The following is a 15,564-nucleotide window of genomic DNA, read 5'->3' as shown; positions in this document are numbered from 1 at the left end:
TAACCTAGAAGGCATGGCCAGATCCCCCCTCACTCTAGCCGCGTTGGCCACCTCCGCTGTTGCGGAACTCGACGTCGCCCAGGCCCGCGCGCACAGTCTTCGCTCGCACGGTCGCTTCGATTCCGCACTGCTCGTCGGCCGTGACGGCCGCCGGCTGATCATCCGCGTTCCCAGGTCCCAGGCGGCCGAAACCGAGCAGTCGGCCGATCTCGTCGCCCTGCGCGCGCTGACCATCGGCAACCGCAGCCGCCTCCCCTTCGACGTGCCCCAGTTCGTCGGCCAGGCGCCGGCCGGCGGAACCCGCGCGGTCGTCTACGAACTGCTCGCCGGTGACACCTTCGACGCGGATGCCCTGACCGGGCATGCCGGGGTGTCGGGCTCGATCGGCCGCGCGATCGCGGCGATCCATGGCCTGCCGACCGCGTTCGTCGGCACCGCGGGCCTGCCGCAACAGACCGCAGCGGAGTGTCGGGCCGCCGCCATCGACGTGATTGACCGTGCCTCGGACACGGGCTACCTCCCGGCCGCCATCCTGCGCCGGTGGGAACAGGCCACGGACGATGAGGCGCTCTGGCAGTTCCCGCCGACCGTGATCCACGGCTCCCTGTCGGCCGAATCCTTCCTGATCACCGACGATGCCGTGTCCGGCATCCTGGGCTGGGCCGGACTCAGCGTCGGCGATCCCGCTCGCGACCTGCACTGGCTTCTGGCCGCGCGAGGCAGGGAAGCGGAGGCCGCGATGAGCGCCTACTCCACCGCCCGGCAGGGCAGCGACTCGCGGATCACCCAGAGGGCGATGCTGTACGCGGAGATGGAACTGGCGCGGTGGCTGCTGCACGGCACCGCGACCCGCAACCAGGCCATCGTTGACGATGCCGTGGCGATGCTCGACGGGCTGGTCGAAAACGTGCACAGCCAGACGATGCATCCGCTGTCCCCGGCCACCGCCCCGGTCCTGGACCTGTCAGCGGTCGAATCGATGCTGCGGTCGACGCCGCGGGGCGAGCCCCGCCCGGGCAACGGATCGGCCATGCAGACCGACGCCTACGACCTGTCGGAGTTCCGGAAGAGCGAGTTCGACGACGGCGAATCCGACCGCGGCGCCCGAGACAACGGCGCCCGGGACAATTCCGGCCGGAACGACTCGGCCGATACGGGCGCGATCGATCAGCCGCGCCTCTTCCACGACTCGGAGGCGGCGACGGGACCCGTCGACATCGGCGCCACGACCGACGACCAGGCCAACACGAGGTCCTCCTCGGAGTAGAGCCTGTGCGGCACCACGATGGTGTCGTCGGCGACGAAGTAGAAGACGGCGTCGACCAGTTCCGGGTCGATCCCCTTCCAGCGCGCGTAGGCGAGGCGGTAGAGGGCGAGCTGGGTCTGCTTGAGTTCGAGGTCGGCGGCGTTCCGGGGAGCCTTGCCGGTCTTCCAGTCGACGACCTGGTAGCCGGTCTCGGTGCGGTAGACGGCATCGAGCTTGCAGATGAACACCTGGCCGCACATGACGTGGTGGATCTCGAGTTCCACCTCTTCGGGCTTCCGCCCGGCCCATTGGGACCGCTCGAAGGTGGCCTTGAACCGCTCGAATTGCTGCTCTTCGGCCAGCGCCGCATCGTTAACGGATCCGGTGGCGCTGTCGAGGTCGCCGTCTCCGGCGCCATCGAGGCCCGAATCCAGGTCGAAATCCAGGTCGAGTTCCTGCGGGCCCGCATCGACCAGGTCGCCGGAGCCGACCCCGCCGGCCCGGCGTTCCACCCACGAGTGGAACAGGGTGCCCAGGCGGGTCGCGCGGTAGGGCTTCTCCGGCATGGGCCGGCGCAGCCCGGCGGCAACGGCGGCGGGGTCGTCGAGGTAGTCCTTGAACCGAGACGCCGGGATGCGCGTGGGGAGCGCCATGACACCGGCCCCCGCCTGCCGCAGCGCCCGTTCCTCGAGCAGGAGGGTGACGTCGCGCGACCAGATCGTGGGGCGGTCCTGGCCCGAGTCCCTGGCGCCGCGCACGAGGTCGGCCGCCGCCTCAACGAACGGTCGGCGGGTGCCCAGCGGGTCGAAGGGCCACGACTCCCGGCCAACGCCGGCCGCCTCGGGCTTCTCGGAGTCCGCGCTGTCCGCGGCGACGGGCTCGATGAGCCCGGCGTCGGAGAGCTCGACGAGGAAGCGGCTGGGCTTCCGGATGGTCAAGCCGCCGCCCCAGAAGGAGCCCGTGAGCAGCAGCTCCCGCTGGGCCCTCGTCGTCGCAACGTAGATGAGGCGCCGTTCCTCGGCGGCGTGCCGGTCGCCGAGCTCGGCCTTGTACCGGGCGAACTCGGTGTCGAAGGACTTCTGGGTTTCGTGGCCGGAGTGGAGCAATTCCGGCAGCTCTGCCCTGTCGCCGCGCATCGGATAGGGCAGCTCGCCGAAGCGGAGCCAGCCGGCCCCCTCTTTCGCCTTGGCCGGCAGGCTGTTCTCGGTGAGGTTGGGGATGGCGACGAAGTCCCATTCGAGCCCCTTGGCGCCGTGCACGGTGAGTAGCTGCACGGTGCCCGGCTCGGACGCCTCGCCGCGGGGGCCCAGGTCATCCTGCCGTTCGGCGCGCGCCAGCCAGCGCAGGAAGCTGCCCAGGGTGCCCTGCTCGTCGCTGTCGAGGAAGGCGGTCACGGTGTCGTGGAAGGCGTACAGGTTCGCCAGCCCGCGGCCGTGCGACTCGTTGGCCACCAGCTCGACGTCGAGCAGCGTCTCCTGTTCGATCAGCCGCACGAAATCGAGCAGCGGCAGCCCGGCCCGGGAGCGGAACCAGGCCAGTTGCCGGCCGGCCTCGCGCAGGCGACCACGGCCTTCCTCGCTGAAACCGGCGAGCTGGCCGTGCGTTTCGGAGGCGGTCGCAACGAAATCGAGGGCATCGACGAGGGAACTCACGTCGTCGCCGGCGACGGATGCGCGGATCTTCGCCTTCAGCTCGTCGCTGACCGCCTTCTGCGCCCAGTCGTGGGAAGCGAGCCAGGACGCGACCCCGGCGAGCGCCTGGAGGTCGCGCGGGCCGATGCGCCAGCGGCCACCGCTGAGCAAACGCACCAGTTCGCTGCCCGCCGAGGGGTCGTGCGCCACGCGGAGCACGCTCACCACGTCGGCGACCTCCGGGGTCGAGAGCAGGCCGCCGAGTCCGAGCACGTGCGCCTTGACGCCGTTCGCGCGCAGCACCTCGGCGAAGAACTCCATGTCGCGCCTGGCCCGGAACAGCATGGCGCCCGAGCGCGATCCGCCGTCGAGCCGGGCGGCGAACCACCGGGCGACGTGGTCGGCCTCCTCGGCCATGGTCTCGAGCATGAGGCCTTCGACCCGTCCGGCCTCCTTGCCGCCGGGCACCTTGAGGGTTTCCACCTGGATGCCGCCGGGCCTGGCCCGGAGCGCCTCGCTGAGCGGCGCCACCAGGGTGTTCGCGGCGTCGAGGACGGAGGCCGGGTTGCGCCAGGTGTAGGAGAGGGACATGGACGGGCGGCTGCCCGGCCCGGCGTCGGCACGGTCGGCACGGTCGGCACGGTCGGCACCGTCGCCACGGTCGGCACGGTCGGCACGGTCGGCACGGTTGAAGTCGGCGCGGAAGCCGAGCAGGTTCGCCGAACTGGCGCCGCGCCAGCCGTAGATCGACTGGTGGGGGTCGCCGACGGCCATGACCGGATGGTCGGCGAAGAGCGTGTGCAGCAGCTCTGTTTGCAGCACGGAGGTGTCCTGGTATTCGTCGAGCAGCACGATGCGGTGCTGGTCGCGGGCGCGGACCCCGACGCCGGCCACCTTCCGGCACACCTGCAGGGCGAGGGCGACCTGGTCGGAGAACTCGATCAGGCCGAGGCGCCGCTTCTCGAGCTGGTAGCGGTCGGCCAGTTCGGCCAGCACCGGCAGCGGGGCGACCGCCGCGAGCGAGCCGGTCACCGAGTCGTAGGGCTTCTTCTTGGCCGCGGACCCGTACGGGAGGTCCGGCAGGTAGTCGAAGCCGGCGGCCAGCCCGGCGAGGTCGTGCGACCCGGCCGGCTCGCCAGGGACGAACGGCGCGGGATTCTCGGCGAGCGCCCGGCTGAGCCGCAGCACGGCATCCGTCACCGTGTCGAGGTTCTTGCCGAACGGCACGAGCCGGTCGTCGCCGTGCTCGATCACCGTGCGCCGGGCCAGCAGCCACGCGGAGGTCTCCGAGAGCAGCACCGATTCCGGCTCCCGGCCGAGCAGGAGGGCGTTGTCGCTGAACAGGCGGCTGGCGAAGGAGTTGTACGTCGACACCGTGGGCGTGTCGAACAGGTCGGAGGAGTCGCGGGAAACACCGTCGCCGACGATGCCGGCGGGCCGGGGCATCAGGCCAACCTTGTCGAGCTGCGCGATGCGCAGGTTGATGCGTTCGGCCAGCTCCCCCGCCGCCTTGCGGGTGAAGGTGAGGCCGAGGATCTGGTCGGGGGTGGCATGCCCGTTGGCGAGCAGCCAGAGCACCCGGTTGGCCATGGTCTCGGTCTTGCCGCTGCCGGCGCCGGCGACGACGAGGGTGGGCACGAGGGGCGCCTGGATGACGGCCTGCTGTTCGGGGGTCGGCGTCGGCTTCGCCAGCGCCTCGGCGATCTGCACGGCCGAGACGGAGGGCGGGATGGTGGGATTCATGAGCTGACCTGCTTGATGACGTGGATGCGGCAGGACCCGAAGGACCAGGGGTCGAGACAGTGGTTGGCGATCTCGGCGAGGAAGACGGCGCCGCCCATGACCTTCGCGTCGTCGCCGACTCGGGTGCGGAACGTCTCGATCTGCTCCGGGGTGAAGGCCTGCTGGGTGGGATTGCGGTAGTTCTGCTTCTGTGTGCCGGAGGACACGATGAGCAGCCGGGCGCCGGCCAGCTCGGTGCCGGGCGGGATGCCGGCGATCGCGCCGTCATGGAAGGCGAGCTGGTAGGCGCCGAGCTGGGGATGCTCGGCCACCCCGGCGTCGGCGATGGGGTCGCCCTTTCCGGTCTTCAGGTCGACGATGACGGCTCGTCCGTCGCTGAGCTGCTCGACCCGGTCGACCGTGCCGGACAGCACCGCCCCGCCGACCTCGAGGGTGAACCGGCCCTCCGCGCTGAGCAGCGTGGTTCCGGCCCGCCCGGCGTCGCGGAGGTAGGCGGCGAGCCGGTCGACGAGGGTGCGGGCCTCGAGCTTCTGCAGCCGCGACTGCCAGTCGGCGTCGAAGACCAGTTCCCCCCACCGGGCCTCGACGTCGTTCCACAGCGACTCCGGGCTGATGTCGGTGGCGTCCTCCATGACCTTGTGGATGATCGTGCCGAGGTTGGCTGCCGTGCTGCCGCCTCCGCCGCCGACCTGGCCGATCATCCAGTGCAGCGGGCAGGTCTCGACGGCGGACATCTTCGACGGGGAGACGCGCACCGGACCGTCGCCGGCATCCGGGTCGTTGAGCGGGCGGGATGTGCTCTGCTCCCGGATGCCGTACCACTCGAGCGGGTCGGCGCCGGCGACCGATTCCCGGGCGAGGCGGGCCAGGGTCGCCGCGGCATCCTGCGCCCGTCGGCTGGTCAGCTCGTCGGGGTTCGCCGCTCGGCGCAGCGTGCCGGTCAGCTCGCTCCGCAACCGGCCGACCATGCCGCGCAGGGACAGCGGGTACCGGCTGAGCGCGTCGGCCTCCGTCTTCGGGTCGGGGAGAAGCCGCTCGAGCAGCCGGGTGGCGAACGCGGACGGCTGGTGGTCTTCGTCGTCGACCGCGGTCAGGAGCAGCTCTCCCCTGGCCCGGGACGCGGCCTGGGCGAACATGCGCAGCTCGTCGTGCAGCACCGCCCGGCGGGGGTCAGGGTCGGGGTTCTGGTGGCCGGCCGCGGCGGGCAGCTCGCCGGCTCCCAGCAGGGAACCGCGGATGCGCAGGTCGGGCCAGACGTTCTCCTGGAGGCCGGCGAGCACGACCACCTCGAATTCCCGGCCGATGGTCGCGCTGGGAGTGGATACGACGACCGCGTCGCCGAGGGCCCGGGGCGCCAGCGTGTCTTCCGGCACGTCGGTGTCGACGAGGTGTTCGAGGAAGAGCACCGGCGGGGCAGCCGGCGTGCGCTCCACGAACCGTTGGGCCGCGGCGAAGAGGGCCACAACAGCGTCGAGGTTGCGGTTGGCCTCATCGGCGACGATCCCGGTGCCGGCCGACTGGTCGAACCAGGTGTCGGCCAGGCGGCTGCGCTGCCACAGGCCCCAGAGGAGTTCTTCGATGGTCGAGCCGGAACGATACTCGGCGGCGGCCGTGCGCAGGCTCTCGCCGAAAGCGGCGGTCTTGCGGGCGGTGCGGTTGTCGATCAGCGCGAGCGCGCCGGGCACGGTGAGCGCCTCGACGAGCAGGTGGTCGGGGCTGCGCTCGTTGTCGGGGCGTTCGTCGTCGGACCCCAGCGCCTGCTGGCGGAGCGCCGCCCGCAGCCGCCGCAGGGTGATCGGGTCGAGGCCGCCGAGCGGTCCGCGGAGGAGGTCGGCCGCCGCATCCGCATCGAGGGGCCGACGGCCGAGCGTCACCTCGAGGGCGAGGATGAACGCCCTGACCGCGGGTTCGTCGCGGAGGGCGGTCTGCGCCGTCGCAACCTGGGTGGGGACCTCGAGCGCGGCCAGTCCCTTGGAGAGTGCAGGGACGAGCGAGCCGGTGCGCACGATCACGGCCATCTGCCCCCACGGGACGCCACCGATCACGTGGCGCTCCCTCAGCCGGCGGGCGATCACCGCCAGCTGCTCGGCCGGGCTGGCGGCGATGGCGGACTGCACGGCCGGCGCGGGCGGGGCCGGAAGCGGGTGCGGCTGCGGCTGCGGGTGAGGCGCTGCCGGACTGAGCAGCACGGAGCGCTGGGTTCCCGCGGCCGCGGCTCCGATCCGTCCGGTGATCTCGTGCACGACCGCCCGAAGGGCAGCGCCGTGACGGTGCACGTGGCCGAGGGTGAGGGTCTGGACCGTGCCGAGGCCGAGGTACGCGCCGAGCCGGCCGAGGGCATCCGGGTGGGCGCCGCGGAAGGAGCCGGTGCTGATGTCGGGGTCGCCGAACGCGACGACGGCGACACCGCGCGCGGCGAACTCGGCCAGCAGCGCGAGCGTGCCCTGCGTGGTCTCCTGCGCGTCGTCGAGCACAATCAGGCGCAGCCCGTCCAGGGCGCCGAGCGCCCCGGGTGCCCCGGTTCGCGCGTTGACCCGAGGGACGCCCCGCACGACCGCCGCCGCGTACTGGGCGAGTTCGGTGGAGTCGTATTGCCCCGGCCGGGTCTGGTCTTTCACCTCTTCATAGCCGCGGATGAACTCCGCAGCCGCCACCCATTCCGGCCGATCGGCGCCGTGGCCGAGGGCGGCCAGCCGCGCCGGGGTCACGCCGTATTCCACGGCGCGCATCATCAGATCGCGCAGTTCGGTGCGGAAGCCGCGCAACCGCCTGACCTCCGGCCCGAGCGGGTCGGGCCAGTTCGGGCCGGTGCCGTCGAAGAGGTGGCCGGCGAGCAGTTCGGCGATGATCTGGTCCTGCTCACCGCCGGTGAGGAGGGTAGGGGCCGTGCCACCGGCGCGCGCCTCGGCGTCCCGCACGATCTGGAAGGCGAGCGAGTTGGCGGTCCTGGCGAGCGGGCCGTTCGTGGGCACGCCGAGCCGCAGGGCCAGGCGATCGCGGAGCGAGGTGGCGCCGGAGCGCGTCGGAACCAGCACGAGCACCTCGCTCGGCGAGTACCCGCGCCGGAGCACGCGGTCCGCGACGAGCTCGACCAGCGCGGTCGTCTTGCCGGTTCCGGGGGCCCCGATCACGGCGGCGGATGCCCCGTCGGCGATGTCGAGGACGGCCCGCTGGGTGTCGTCCAGGTGGTGGGCGTCGGCCGAGGGATCGGGGTCGGTACGGCGCTCGAATCCTGGGGTGGTCACGAATTCAAAGCTAGCGGGTTCCGCCGACAGTGAACGGTGGCGGGGCGGCCGGGCGTTCTGTCGTACTCTGGGCGGACAGGCTACGAAAGGCGCATCTGGTGGATATCCGTATTGGCATCTTCAACTCTCCCCGTGAGATCGGTTTCGAGACATCGCAGCCGGCGGCCGAGATCGAGGAAACGGTGACCAAGGCTCTCGCCGGGTCCACCGGCTACCTGAAGCTCTCCGACGACAAGGGAAAGGTCTACATCATTCCCACGATCGGCCTCGCCTATGTCGAGTTGGGCTCTGAGACCTCGCGCCGCGTCGGCTTCGTCGCCTAGCAGCAGCCGTGGAACTCCTGTTCGTGGCCCTCGGCGGGGCCATTCTCGGGCTGGCCGCACGGTACCTTCTGCCCGGTCGTGACTTCCACGGGGCCGTGCTGGTGCCCGCGGTCGGAACGATTGTCGCATCCGTCGTCTGGGTCGCCCTGACCTGGCTCGGCTGGAACTGGGACGGTGGCTGGATCTGGTGGGTCACCCTCGGCCTGTCGGCCACGGCCTCGGTCGCGGTGGACATCGTGCTGCACCGACGGCGCGAACACGCCGACCGGGAAATGCAGCAGCGCCTTACGACGGCCGAGGCTGCGCACACCGCCTGAGTTATTCCGGGCGGCGCGTCAGGCATTCGGTCGGCGCGTCAGGCTTTCGACCGGCGGGTCAGGCCGTGAGTCCCAGCCCGTCCATCCGGCGGGTGTGCGCCGCGATGAGTTCGGTGAAGACCGGCTCGATCCGGGACTCTTCGGTGCCCGATGCGGACGACAACGCCATCGCCGACCGAGCGACCAGCAGGGTGTCCCCCACGAGCCGTCGACCCCACATGGCCAGGCGTGAGGCCAGGGTCGGATCAGCATTGATCGCAGCCTTGAGCTCGTGCACGAGCACCTCGGTGCCGGCATCCTCGCCGAGCAGGTGCGCGATCCGAGGGCCGACGTCGCCGGGCAATCCGTCGGCCAGCCGGATGAAGAAGTCGTCGAGCAGTCCGCCGGTGAGATAGCAGCTGAGCAGCACCTCGGGCCAGTCGGCGCCGGTGGTCTTCTGTCGGTAGAGGTCGAGCGCGGGCGCGAACGGGCCCATCTCCACGGCGGGCTCGCCTCCGCGCCGGCGGATCTCGTTGATCAGGCCGTGGTGCTTGGAGAGCGCGCGGCCCGCTGCGGCGCTCAGGCCCTCCCTCGCTGCCAGGTCCGGCGCGGTTGCGACCGCGGAGGCGAGGCTCTCGAACACGGCAAGCTCGAAGTAGGCGGCCTGGCCGAGGTAGGGCATCACCCGCGGCGTGAGGTCGCTGATGTCGACTTTCGTCGTCGACTGCTTCACCCTGCGGGCGCTCAGCCGGGGTGTCTCCGACCGCTTCGGACGCTTACCAAACCACGAGATCACGGGCTCAGCTTAGGACAGCTCGACGCGCCGCGCAGCGCCGGAGCCCCGTCAAGGCCGGTTCCCAGCGGCCGCCCGGTAAGCTGGACTCACGCCATCGGCATGGATCGGTGGCAGTGCGCCTGAAGCAAAAGACGGGCGCATCCCGCTTCAAGCTAATGACAGGCATACATTCGTGACTTTCTCCGAACTCAATATCGATCAGGACATGGTTCAGGCTCTCGCCGACAAGGGCATCCTGGAACCGTTCCCCATCCAGGTGCAGACCATCCCCCTCGCCCTCAGCGGCCAGGACATCATCGGCCAGGCCAAGACCGGCACCGGCAAGACCTTCGGCTTCGGCCTCCCCCTCATCCAGCGCCTCGGCCGGAGCCCGGCGCCCGGAGTGCAGGCGCTCGTCGTCGTGCCGACCCGCGAGCTGTGCGTGCAGGTCTCCGAAGACCTCGAGCTCGCCGCGAAGAACCGCGACACCACGATCGTCTCCATTTACGGCGGCAAGGCCTATGAAGGCCAGATCGAGGCCCTCAAGGCCGGCGCGCAGATCGTCGTCGGAACCCCCGGACGCCTGCTCGACCTCGCCAGCCAGCGCCTGCTGAGCCTCGCCAACGTGCAGGAAATGGTGCTCGACGAGGCCGACAAGATGCTCGACCTCGGCTTCCTCGCCGACATCGAGAAGCTCTTCGCCCAGACCCCGGCCACCCGCCACACCATGCTGTTCTCGGCCACGATGCCCGGCCCGATCGTCGCCCTCGCGCGCCGCTTCATGAACCGGCCCATCCACATCCGCGCCACCGACCCCGACGAAGGCCTGATGCAGGCCAACATCGAGCACCTGGTCTACCGCGCGCACAACATGGACAAGGACGAGGTGATCGGCCGCATCCTGATGGCCGACGGCCGCGGGAAGACCGTCATCTTCACCCGCACCAAGCGCGCCGCCGCGAAGCTCGTCGAGGAGCTCGGCGACCGCGGCTTCAACGCCACCGCCGTGCACGGCGACCTGAACCAGGAACAGCGCGAACGCGCCATGGCCTCGTTCAAGGCCGGCAAGAAGGACATCCTGATTGCCACGGATGTCGCCGCCCGCGGCATCGACGTCGAAGACGTCACCCACGTGATCAACCACACCATCCCCGAAGACGACAAGGCGTACCTGCACCGTGTCGGCCGCACCGGCCGCGCCGGCAAGACCGGCATCGCCGTGACCTTCGTCGACTGGGACGACATGCACAAGTGGACGCTCATCAACAAGGCGCTCGACTTCGGCACCCCCGTGCCGATGGAGACGTACTCGTCCTCGCCGCACCTCTTCACCGACCTGAACATCCCGGTCGGCTCCAAGGGCCGCCTGCGGGCCACCCCGATCAAGGAGGTCGTCGCCGGCGCCGCTGGGGGTCGCTCGGACTCCGGCCGCTCCGGTGGCGCGGGCCGCTCCGGTGGCGCCGGTCGCTCCGCCGGTGCGGGCCGTTCCGACTCGGGCCGTTCCGACTCAGGCCGTTCAGACCACGGGCGCTCCGGCGACGTGGCCGGCGGCCGTCCGCCCCGCACCCGCACCAGGGTCAGCAGCAGCACCAACCCGGATGCCCCCGCGGCCACGCCGGCGGCCGGCACCCACGATGGCGGAGGCGCCGAGCACCACGACGGCAACAGCGCTCCCCGCCGCCGCAGCCGCAGCCGTCGCCGCTCGCCGCAGGCCGGCAGCACCGGCGCGGTCTAGACCGGCCGTCTCTCCCTCACCCAGCCGCAACTGAGTTGCGAGAAACCACCCTCCCGGCGCCAGGGAGGGTGGTTTCTCCGCACCCGCACCCGCACCCGCACCCGCCGCGCAACTGAGTCGCGGACAAAGTACCTTCCCAGCGCCAACGAAGGTACTTTCTCCGCATCTCAACCCTGAGACACCTCGCGACCCATTGCGCGCGGGCTGACGACACTGAAGGCAGCAGGCAGCGGGCAGCAGGCAGAGTGCAGCAGCACTCGCGCATCCGCCAGCGCAACGAAACTGAGTCGCGGACAAAGTACCTTCCCAGCGCCAACGAAGGTACTTTCTCCGCATCTCAACGGATGGTGACGCGCGCGGCCGGGCGACCGCGTCAGCCGTAGATCGGCGGGGTGCCCGTTCCCTGCTCGATGATCTGCTCGAGCACCTCGGACGACGTCGTGTTCTCGCCCAGCCGGTTCGGCTTGCCGGTGCCGTGGTAGTCGCTCGACCCGGTCACGGCCAGTCCGTACTTGGCCGCCAGCTCGTACAGGCGCACCTTGGCAGCCGGCTCGTTTTCCCGGTGCTCCAGCTCGAGTCCGAACAGCCCCGCCTCGACCATTTCCGCGAGCCGCTTCTCCGGAAGCATGTGCGCCAACCCGCGCGTCGCCGGATGCGCGAGCACCGGTACTCCGCCGGCCGCCCGAACCAGGCGAATCGCGAAGAGCGGATCGGGAGCGTAGTGCGGCTGGTAGTACCCGGCCTCCCAGTGCAGGATGCCGGCGAAGGCCTCGCTGCGAGTGAGGACCAGGCCGCGCGCGACCAGCGCGTCGGCGATGTGCGGTCGGCCGACCGTGGCGCCCTCCGTCGTCTGCGCGAGGACATCGTCCCAGGTCAGCTCGTAGTCGGCCCCGATCCGTTCCACCATCTGCTCGGCCCGGGTGAGTCGCGCCGCGCGGATCCGTGCCGTCTCCGCAACGATTCCGGCATCCGACGGGTCGAACAGGTAAGCCAGCAGGTGCACGCTGGTGAAGCGCTCGCGGGTGCTGAACTCCATGCCGCGGATGAGCGTGATGCCCACTTCGCCGGCCATCCGAGCGGCCTCGGGCCAGCCGGCGGTCGAGTCGTGGTCGGTCAGCGCGACCGTGCCGAGGCCGGCCGCCGCGGCCGCCCGGATCAACTGGGACGGGGACTCCGTGCCGTCCGAGACGCTGGAGTGGGTGTGCAGGTCGATGGGACCCCTGAAACGCCGCTCGCCTGCCATGCCCCCATGCTAGTTGGGCGGGACGGCCGGGGCGTGGCTGAGCCGACTTCCAGCAATCTCGCCTAGCCTGAACAGGCCATGCCTACCCGATTCCTCAGCGCCCTGATTGTCATCGGGGCCTCCGTCGCCCTGCTGATCCTCAGCTGGCCGCAATTCTTCGGGCTGCAGAACACCTGGATCATCGCCCACGCGGTGTCGCTGCGCGGCCTCATGCTCGTCGGCGCGGCCGCGCTCGTGGTCGTACTGCTGCTGATCATGCTCTTCCGCCCCCTGCGCGCCCTGGCCGGGCTGCTCGTGGCGGCCCTCCTCGTGTTCGGCGTTGCGAACCTCGCCATTGTGGCTTCGCGGGGCATCGGACCGGATGCCGCGGTGCCGGCCGCGGCCGAGACCAGGTCTCCGGCCGAGGAGGCAGGCACGGCCCAGCGCGTCACCGTGCTCAGCTGGAACACCCTCGGGGACGCGCCCGGGGCCGAGGAGATCGCGAAGCTGGCCCTCGAGCAGGATGCCGACATCCTCACCCTGCCCGAGACGACCGAGAAGACCGGTGTGGCCATCGCCGAGGCGATGCGCGTCAGCGGGCGGCCGATGTGGGTGCACACCGTCGCCTTCGACCTCGTCTCGAAGGCGCGATCGACGACGCTGCTGATCAGCCCGGAACTCGGCGACTACGAGGTGACCAGCGCCGCGGGCTCCGGCCCGCCGGGCAACACCAACGTGCTGCCGACCGTCGTCGCCGCCCCGACCGACGGGAAGGGACCGACGGTGATCGCCGTGCACGCCGTCTCGCCGATCCAGTTCGAAATGTCGAACTGGCGCTCCGACCTGGACTGGCTGGCCACCCAGTGCACCGGCGACGACATCATCATGGCCGGGGATTTCAACGCGACGATCGACCACATGGCCGGTAGGGCTCCGGTCGACTCGGCCGTTTTGGGCGACTGCCGGGATGCCGCGTTGTCGGCCGGATCTGCGGCCGTCGGCACCTGGCCGGCCTCAGCGCCGAAGCTGCTGGGGAGCCCCATCGACCACGTGCTCACGACCCCGAACTGGCAGGTCGACAGCATGAGCGTGATCGGCTCGCGGGACGCCTCCGGCAGCGACCACCGTCCGATCGTCGCCACCCTCTCCCTCGCCCCCTGACCCGCGCGTCCCCGCGCCGCGCCGCCGCCGCCGCGCCGCCGCCGCCGCCTCCTATGCCGCCGAACTGTGAGTTTGGCACCTTCCCGACGGCCACGAAGGTGCCAAACTCACAGTTCGGCGAGAGGAACGAGCGGAGGCACGAGCCGAGGACGGGCCCGCGCTCAGCGGATGCGCGACGAGCAGTGGGAGAATGGCGCAATGGCCTCTACCGACACTGTGATCACCCCCGTCCCCCGTTCGAACGAGAACCGCTCCACCACACCGAATTCGGACGTCTTCAAGTCATATATCTCCAGCCAGTGGGCGGACCGCACTGACGCGGTCCCCACGGCCCGGGAGCAGGCTCCGTTTGCCGCGGCCCGCCGCGCACGCCTGTCCGCGCTGTACCCGGGACAGCGCCTGGTCGTCCCCGCCGGTCGTCTCAAGCAGCGCTCGAACGACACCGACTACGCCTTCCGTGCCCACTCGGCCTTCGCGCACCTCACCGGCTGGGGCGCCGACGCCGAGCCCGGCGCCGTGCTCGTGCTCGAGCCGACCGCCGCCGGCCACGAGGCGACCCTGTACTTCCGCGAGGCTGCGGGTCGCGACTCCGACGAGTTCTATGCCAACGCCGAGATCGGCGAGTTCTGGATCGGCCCGCGGCCGTCGATCGAGCAGGTTTCGGCCGACCTCGGCCTGGCCGTGCGCGGCATCGCCGAGCTCGAGTCCGTGCTCCGGTCCGTCGACAGCGAGACCCTCGTCGTACGCGGCGCGGATCCCGAATTCACCGAAGAAGTAGACGAGGCCCGCCTCCGGTTCGCCGCCGACAAGGTGCTCAGCATGAACGCCTCCGACTCGCCGTTCAGCCTCGAGGTCAACGCCGAGCACGACCCGGACAAGCAGCTCGCCCGCGACCTGTCGGAGCTGCGCCTCGTCAAGGACTCGTACGAGATCGAGCAGATGCGCCTCGCCGTCGCGGCCACCGGGCGCGGCTTCGACGACGTCATCAGTGACCTGCCCCGGTCGAGCACGCACCAGCGCGGCGAGCGCCTCGTGGAAGGCGTGTTCAACACGCGCGCCCGGGTCGACGGCAACGCGGTCGGCTACGACACGATCGCGGCCTCCGGCCCGCACGCCTGTATCCTGCACTGGACCCGCAACGACGGCCCCGTCGTGCCGGGCGACATGATCCTGCTCGACGCCGGCGTCGAACTCGACAGCTACTACACCGCAGACATCACCCGCACCCTGCCGGTCAACGGCAGCTTCAGCGAGGTGCAGCGCCGCGTCTACGACGCCGTGCTCGAGGCAGCGGATGCCGCCTTCGCCGTCGTCCGCCCCGGCATCGTGTTCCGAGAAGTGCACGCCGCCGCAATGGCCGTCATCGCCCGCCGCACCGCCGAGTGGGGCATGCTCCCGGTCACTGCCGAGGAGGCGCTGCAGCCCGAGAACGGCCACCACCGCCGCTACATGGTGCACGGCACGAGCCACCACCTCGGTCTCGACGTGCACGACTGCGCGCAGGCGCGGCGCGAGATGTACATGGACGGCGTGATCGAAGCCGGCATGGTGTTCACCATCGAGCCAGGCCTGTATTTCCAGTCGGACGATCTCACCGTTCCCGCCGAGTACCGCGGCATCGGCGTGCGGATCGAAGACGACATCGTCGTGACCGCGGACGGTGCGGAGAACCTTTCCGCCGCGATCCCGCGCACCGCCGCCGACGTCGAGACCTGGATCGCCACCCTCACGTCCTAGTCGCGCGTCCTAGTCGTGCGTCCTAGTCGCGCGTCCTAGTCGCGCGTCCTAGTCGCGCCCGACCCCGACACGCCGAACTGTGAGTTTGGCACCTTCCCAGGCGGGCAAAGTCATAGGGTCAAAGCAACGCTCTGATTGATGGAGCGTTTTATGGTCAAGTTGTTTCCGCAGGCTGCTCGTGATGAGTTCGTTGACTTGGTGTGCGCGGGGGTGGGTTTGCGAGAAGCGGGCGCCAGTGTGGGCGCGTCGGTCAACACGGCGACGGTGTGGTGGCGGCAGTCTGTCGGAATGCCTCTTCGACATGCCCGGTCACGCCTCAAGATCGCTCCTGATGCCTCGGAGCACGTCCCGGACGAGTGGCCCGCCGTCGAGCAGGGTGGGGTCCCTCGGCGGTATCGGTCGTTGACCAAATTCGAGCGGGGGATGATCCAGATCGGTCATCGGAACGGG

Annotated in this window: 10 protein-coding genes and 1 pseudogene; 7 read left to right on the top strand and 4 right to left on the bottom strand. The window is 70.6% G+C overall.

The window, feature by feature from the left end:
• The first annotated feature begins 13 nt into the window (after nt 1-13).
• Complete coding sequence (locus BLQ39_RS11465; protein WP_092324121.1) at nt 14-1,267, top strand: phosphotransferase; 1,254 nt, start codon at nt 14-16, stop codon at nt 1,265-1,267.
• Here BLQ39_RS11465 and BLQ39_RS11460 read toward each other — a convergent pair.
• Both BLQ39_RS11460 and BLQ39_RS11455 read right to left on the bottom strand, forming a co-directional pair.
• Nucleotides 1,168-4,620 (bottom strand): ATP-dependent helicase, encoded by a 3,453-nt coding sequence (locus BLQ39_RS11460; protein WP_092324120.1) that lies wholly within the window; start codon nt 4,618-4,620, stop codon nt 1,168-1,170. The genes BLQ39_RS11465 and BLQ39_RS11460 overlap by 100 nt on opposite strands.
• The gene (locus BLQ39_RS11455) at nt 4,617-7,865 is read right to left on the bottom strand and encodes an ATP-dependent helicase (RefSeq protein WP_092324118.1); all 3,249 of its coding nucleotides are present in this window, start codon (nt 7,863-7,865) and stop codon (nt 4,617-4,619) included. The genes BLQ39_RS11460 and BLQ39_RS11455 overlap by 4 nt, the downstream gene beginning before the upstream one ends.
• Before the next feature lie 98 nt (nt 7,866-7,963).
• On the opposite strand from BLQ39_RS11455, the gene BLQ39_RS11450 reads away from it, so the two are divergent.
• The gene (locus tag BLQ39_RS11450; protein WP_092324117.1) at nt 7,964-8,188 is read left to right on the top strand and encodes a DUF3107 domain-containing protein; all 225 of its coding nucleotides are present in this window, start codon (nt 7,964-7,966) and stop codon (nt 8,186-8,188) included.
• An 8-nt stretch (nt 8,189-8,196) separates the two neighbouring features.
• The gene (locus tag BLQ39_RS11445) at nt 8,197-8,505 is read left to right on the top strand and encodes a hypothetical protein (protein WP_092324115.1); all 309 of its coding nucleotides are present in this window, start codon (nt 8,197-8,199) and stop codon (nt 8,503-8,505) included.
• A 58-nt stretch (nt 8,506-8,563) separates the two neighbouring features.
• Here BLQ39_RS11445 and BLQ39_RS11440 read toward each other — a convergent pair whose 3' ends face one another.
• On the bottom strand, nt 8,564-9,280 hold the full coding sequence (locus BLQ39_RS11440; protein ID WP_092324114.1) for a ferritin-like fold-containing protein: 717 nt from the start codon (nt 9,278-9,280) through the stop codon (nt 8,564-8,566).
• A gap of 172 nt (nt 9,281-9,452) precedes the next feature.
• Here BLQ39_RS11440 and BLQ39_RS11435 point away from each other — a divergent pair, with 172 nt between their 5' ends.
• Entirely contained in the window at nt 9,453-10,994 is a 1,542-nt protein-coding gene (locus BLQ39_RS11435) for a DEAD/DEAH box helicase (RefSeq protein ID WP_092324112.1), read from the top strand.
• A 373-nt stretch (nt 10,995-11,367) separates the two neighbouring features.
• Here the strand turns inward: BLQ39_RS11435 and BLQ39_RS11430 are convergent, their stop codons facing one another.
• A complete protein-coding gene (locus BLQ39_RS11430) occupies nt 11,368-12,237 on the bottom strand; it encodes a PHP domain-containing protein (protein WP_092324111.1) in 870 nt (289 codons plus the stop codon).
• Nucleotides 12,238-12,315: 78 nt separating this feature from the next.
• Between BLQ39_RS11430 and BLQ39_RS11425 the strand changes: the two genes are divergently transcribed.
• The 3 genes and pseudogenes from BLQ39_RS11425 to BLQ39_RS15990 all read left to right on the top strand — a co-directional run.
• The gene (locus BLQ39_RS11425; RefSeq protein WP_092324109.1) at nt 12,316-13,377 is read left to right on the top strand and encodes an endonuclease/exonuclease/phosphatase family protein; all 1,062 of its coding nucleotides are present in this window, start codon (nt 12,316-12,318) and stop codon (nt 13,375-13,377) included.
• 198 nt (nt 13,378-13,575) lie between these two features.
• Nucleotides 13,576-15,114 carry an aminopeptidase P family protein gene (locus BLQ39_RS11420; protein ID WP_092324108.1) on the top strand — a complete coding sequence of 513 codons (1,539 nt, stop codon included), beginning with the start codon at nt 13,576-13,578 and terminating at the stop codon, nt 15,112-15,114.
• 150 nt (nt 15,115-15,264) lie between these two features.
• Nucleotides 15,265-15,564, top strand: a pseudogene (locus tag BLQ39_RS15990) (hypothetical protein); the annotation flags it as partial.

Source organism: Cryobacterium psychrotolerans (assembly GCF_900101115.1).
Classification (GTDB): domain Bacteria; phylum Actinomycetota; class Actinomycetes; order Actinomycetales; family Microbacteriaceae; genus Cryobacterium; species Cryobacterium psychrotolerans.
Note: the sequence above shows the minus strand (reverse complement) of the source record. Positions and strands in the feature narration are given on the sequence as shown.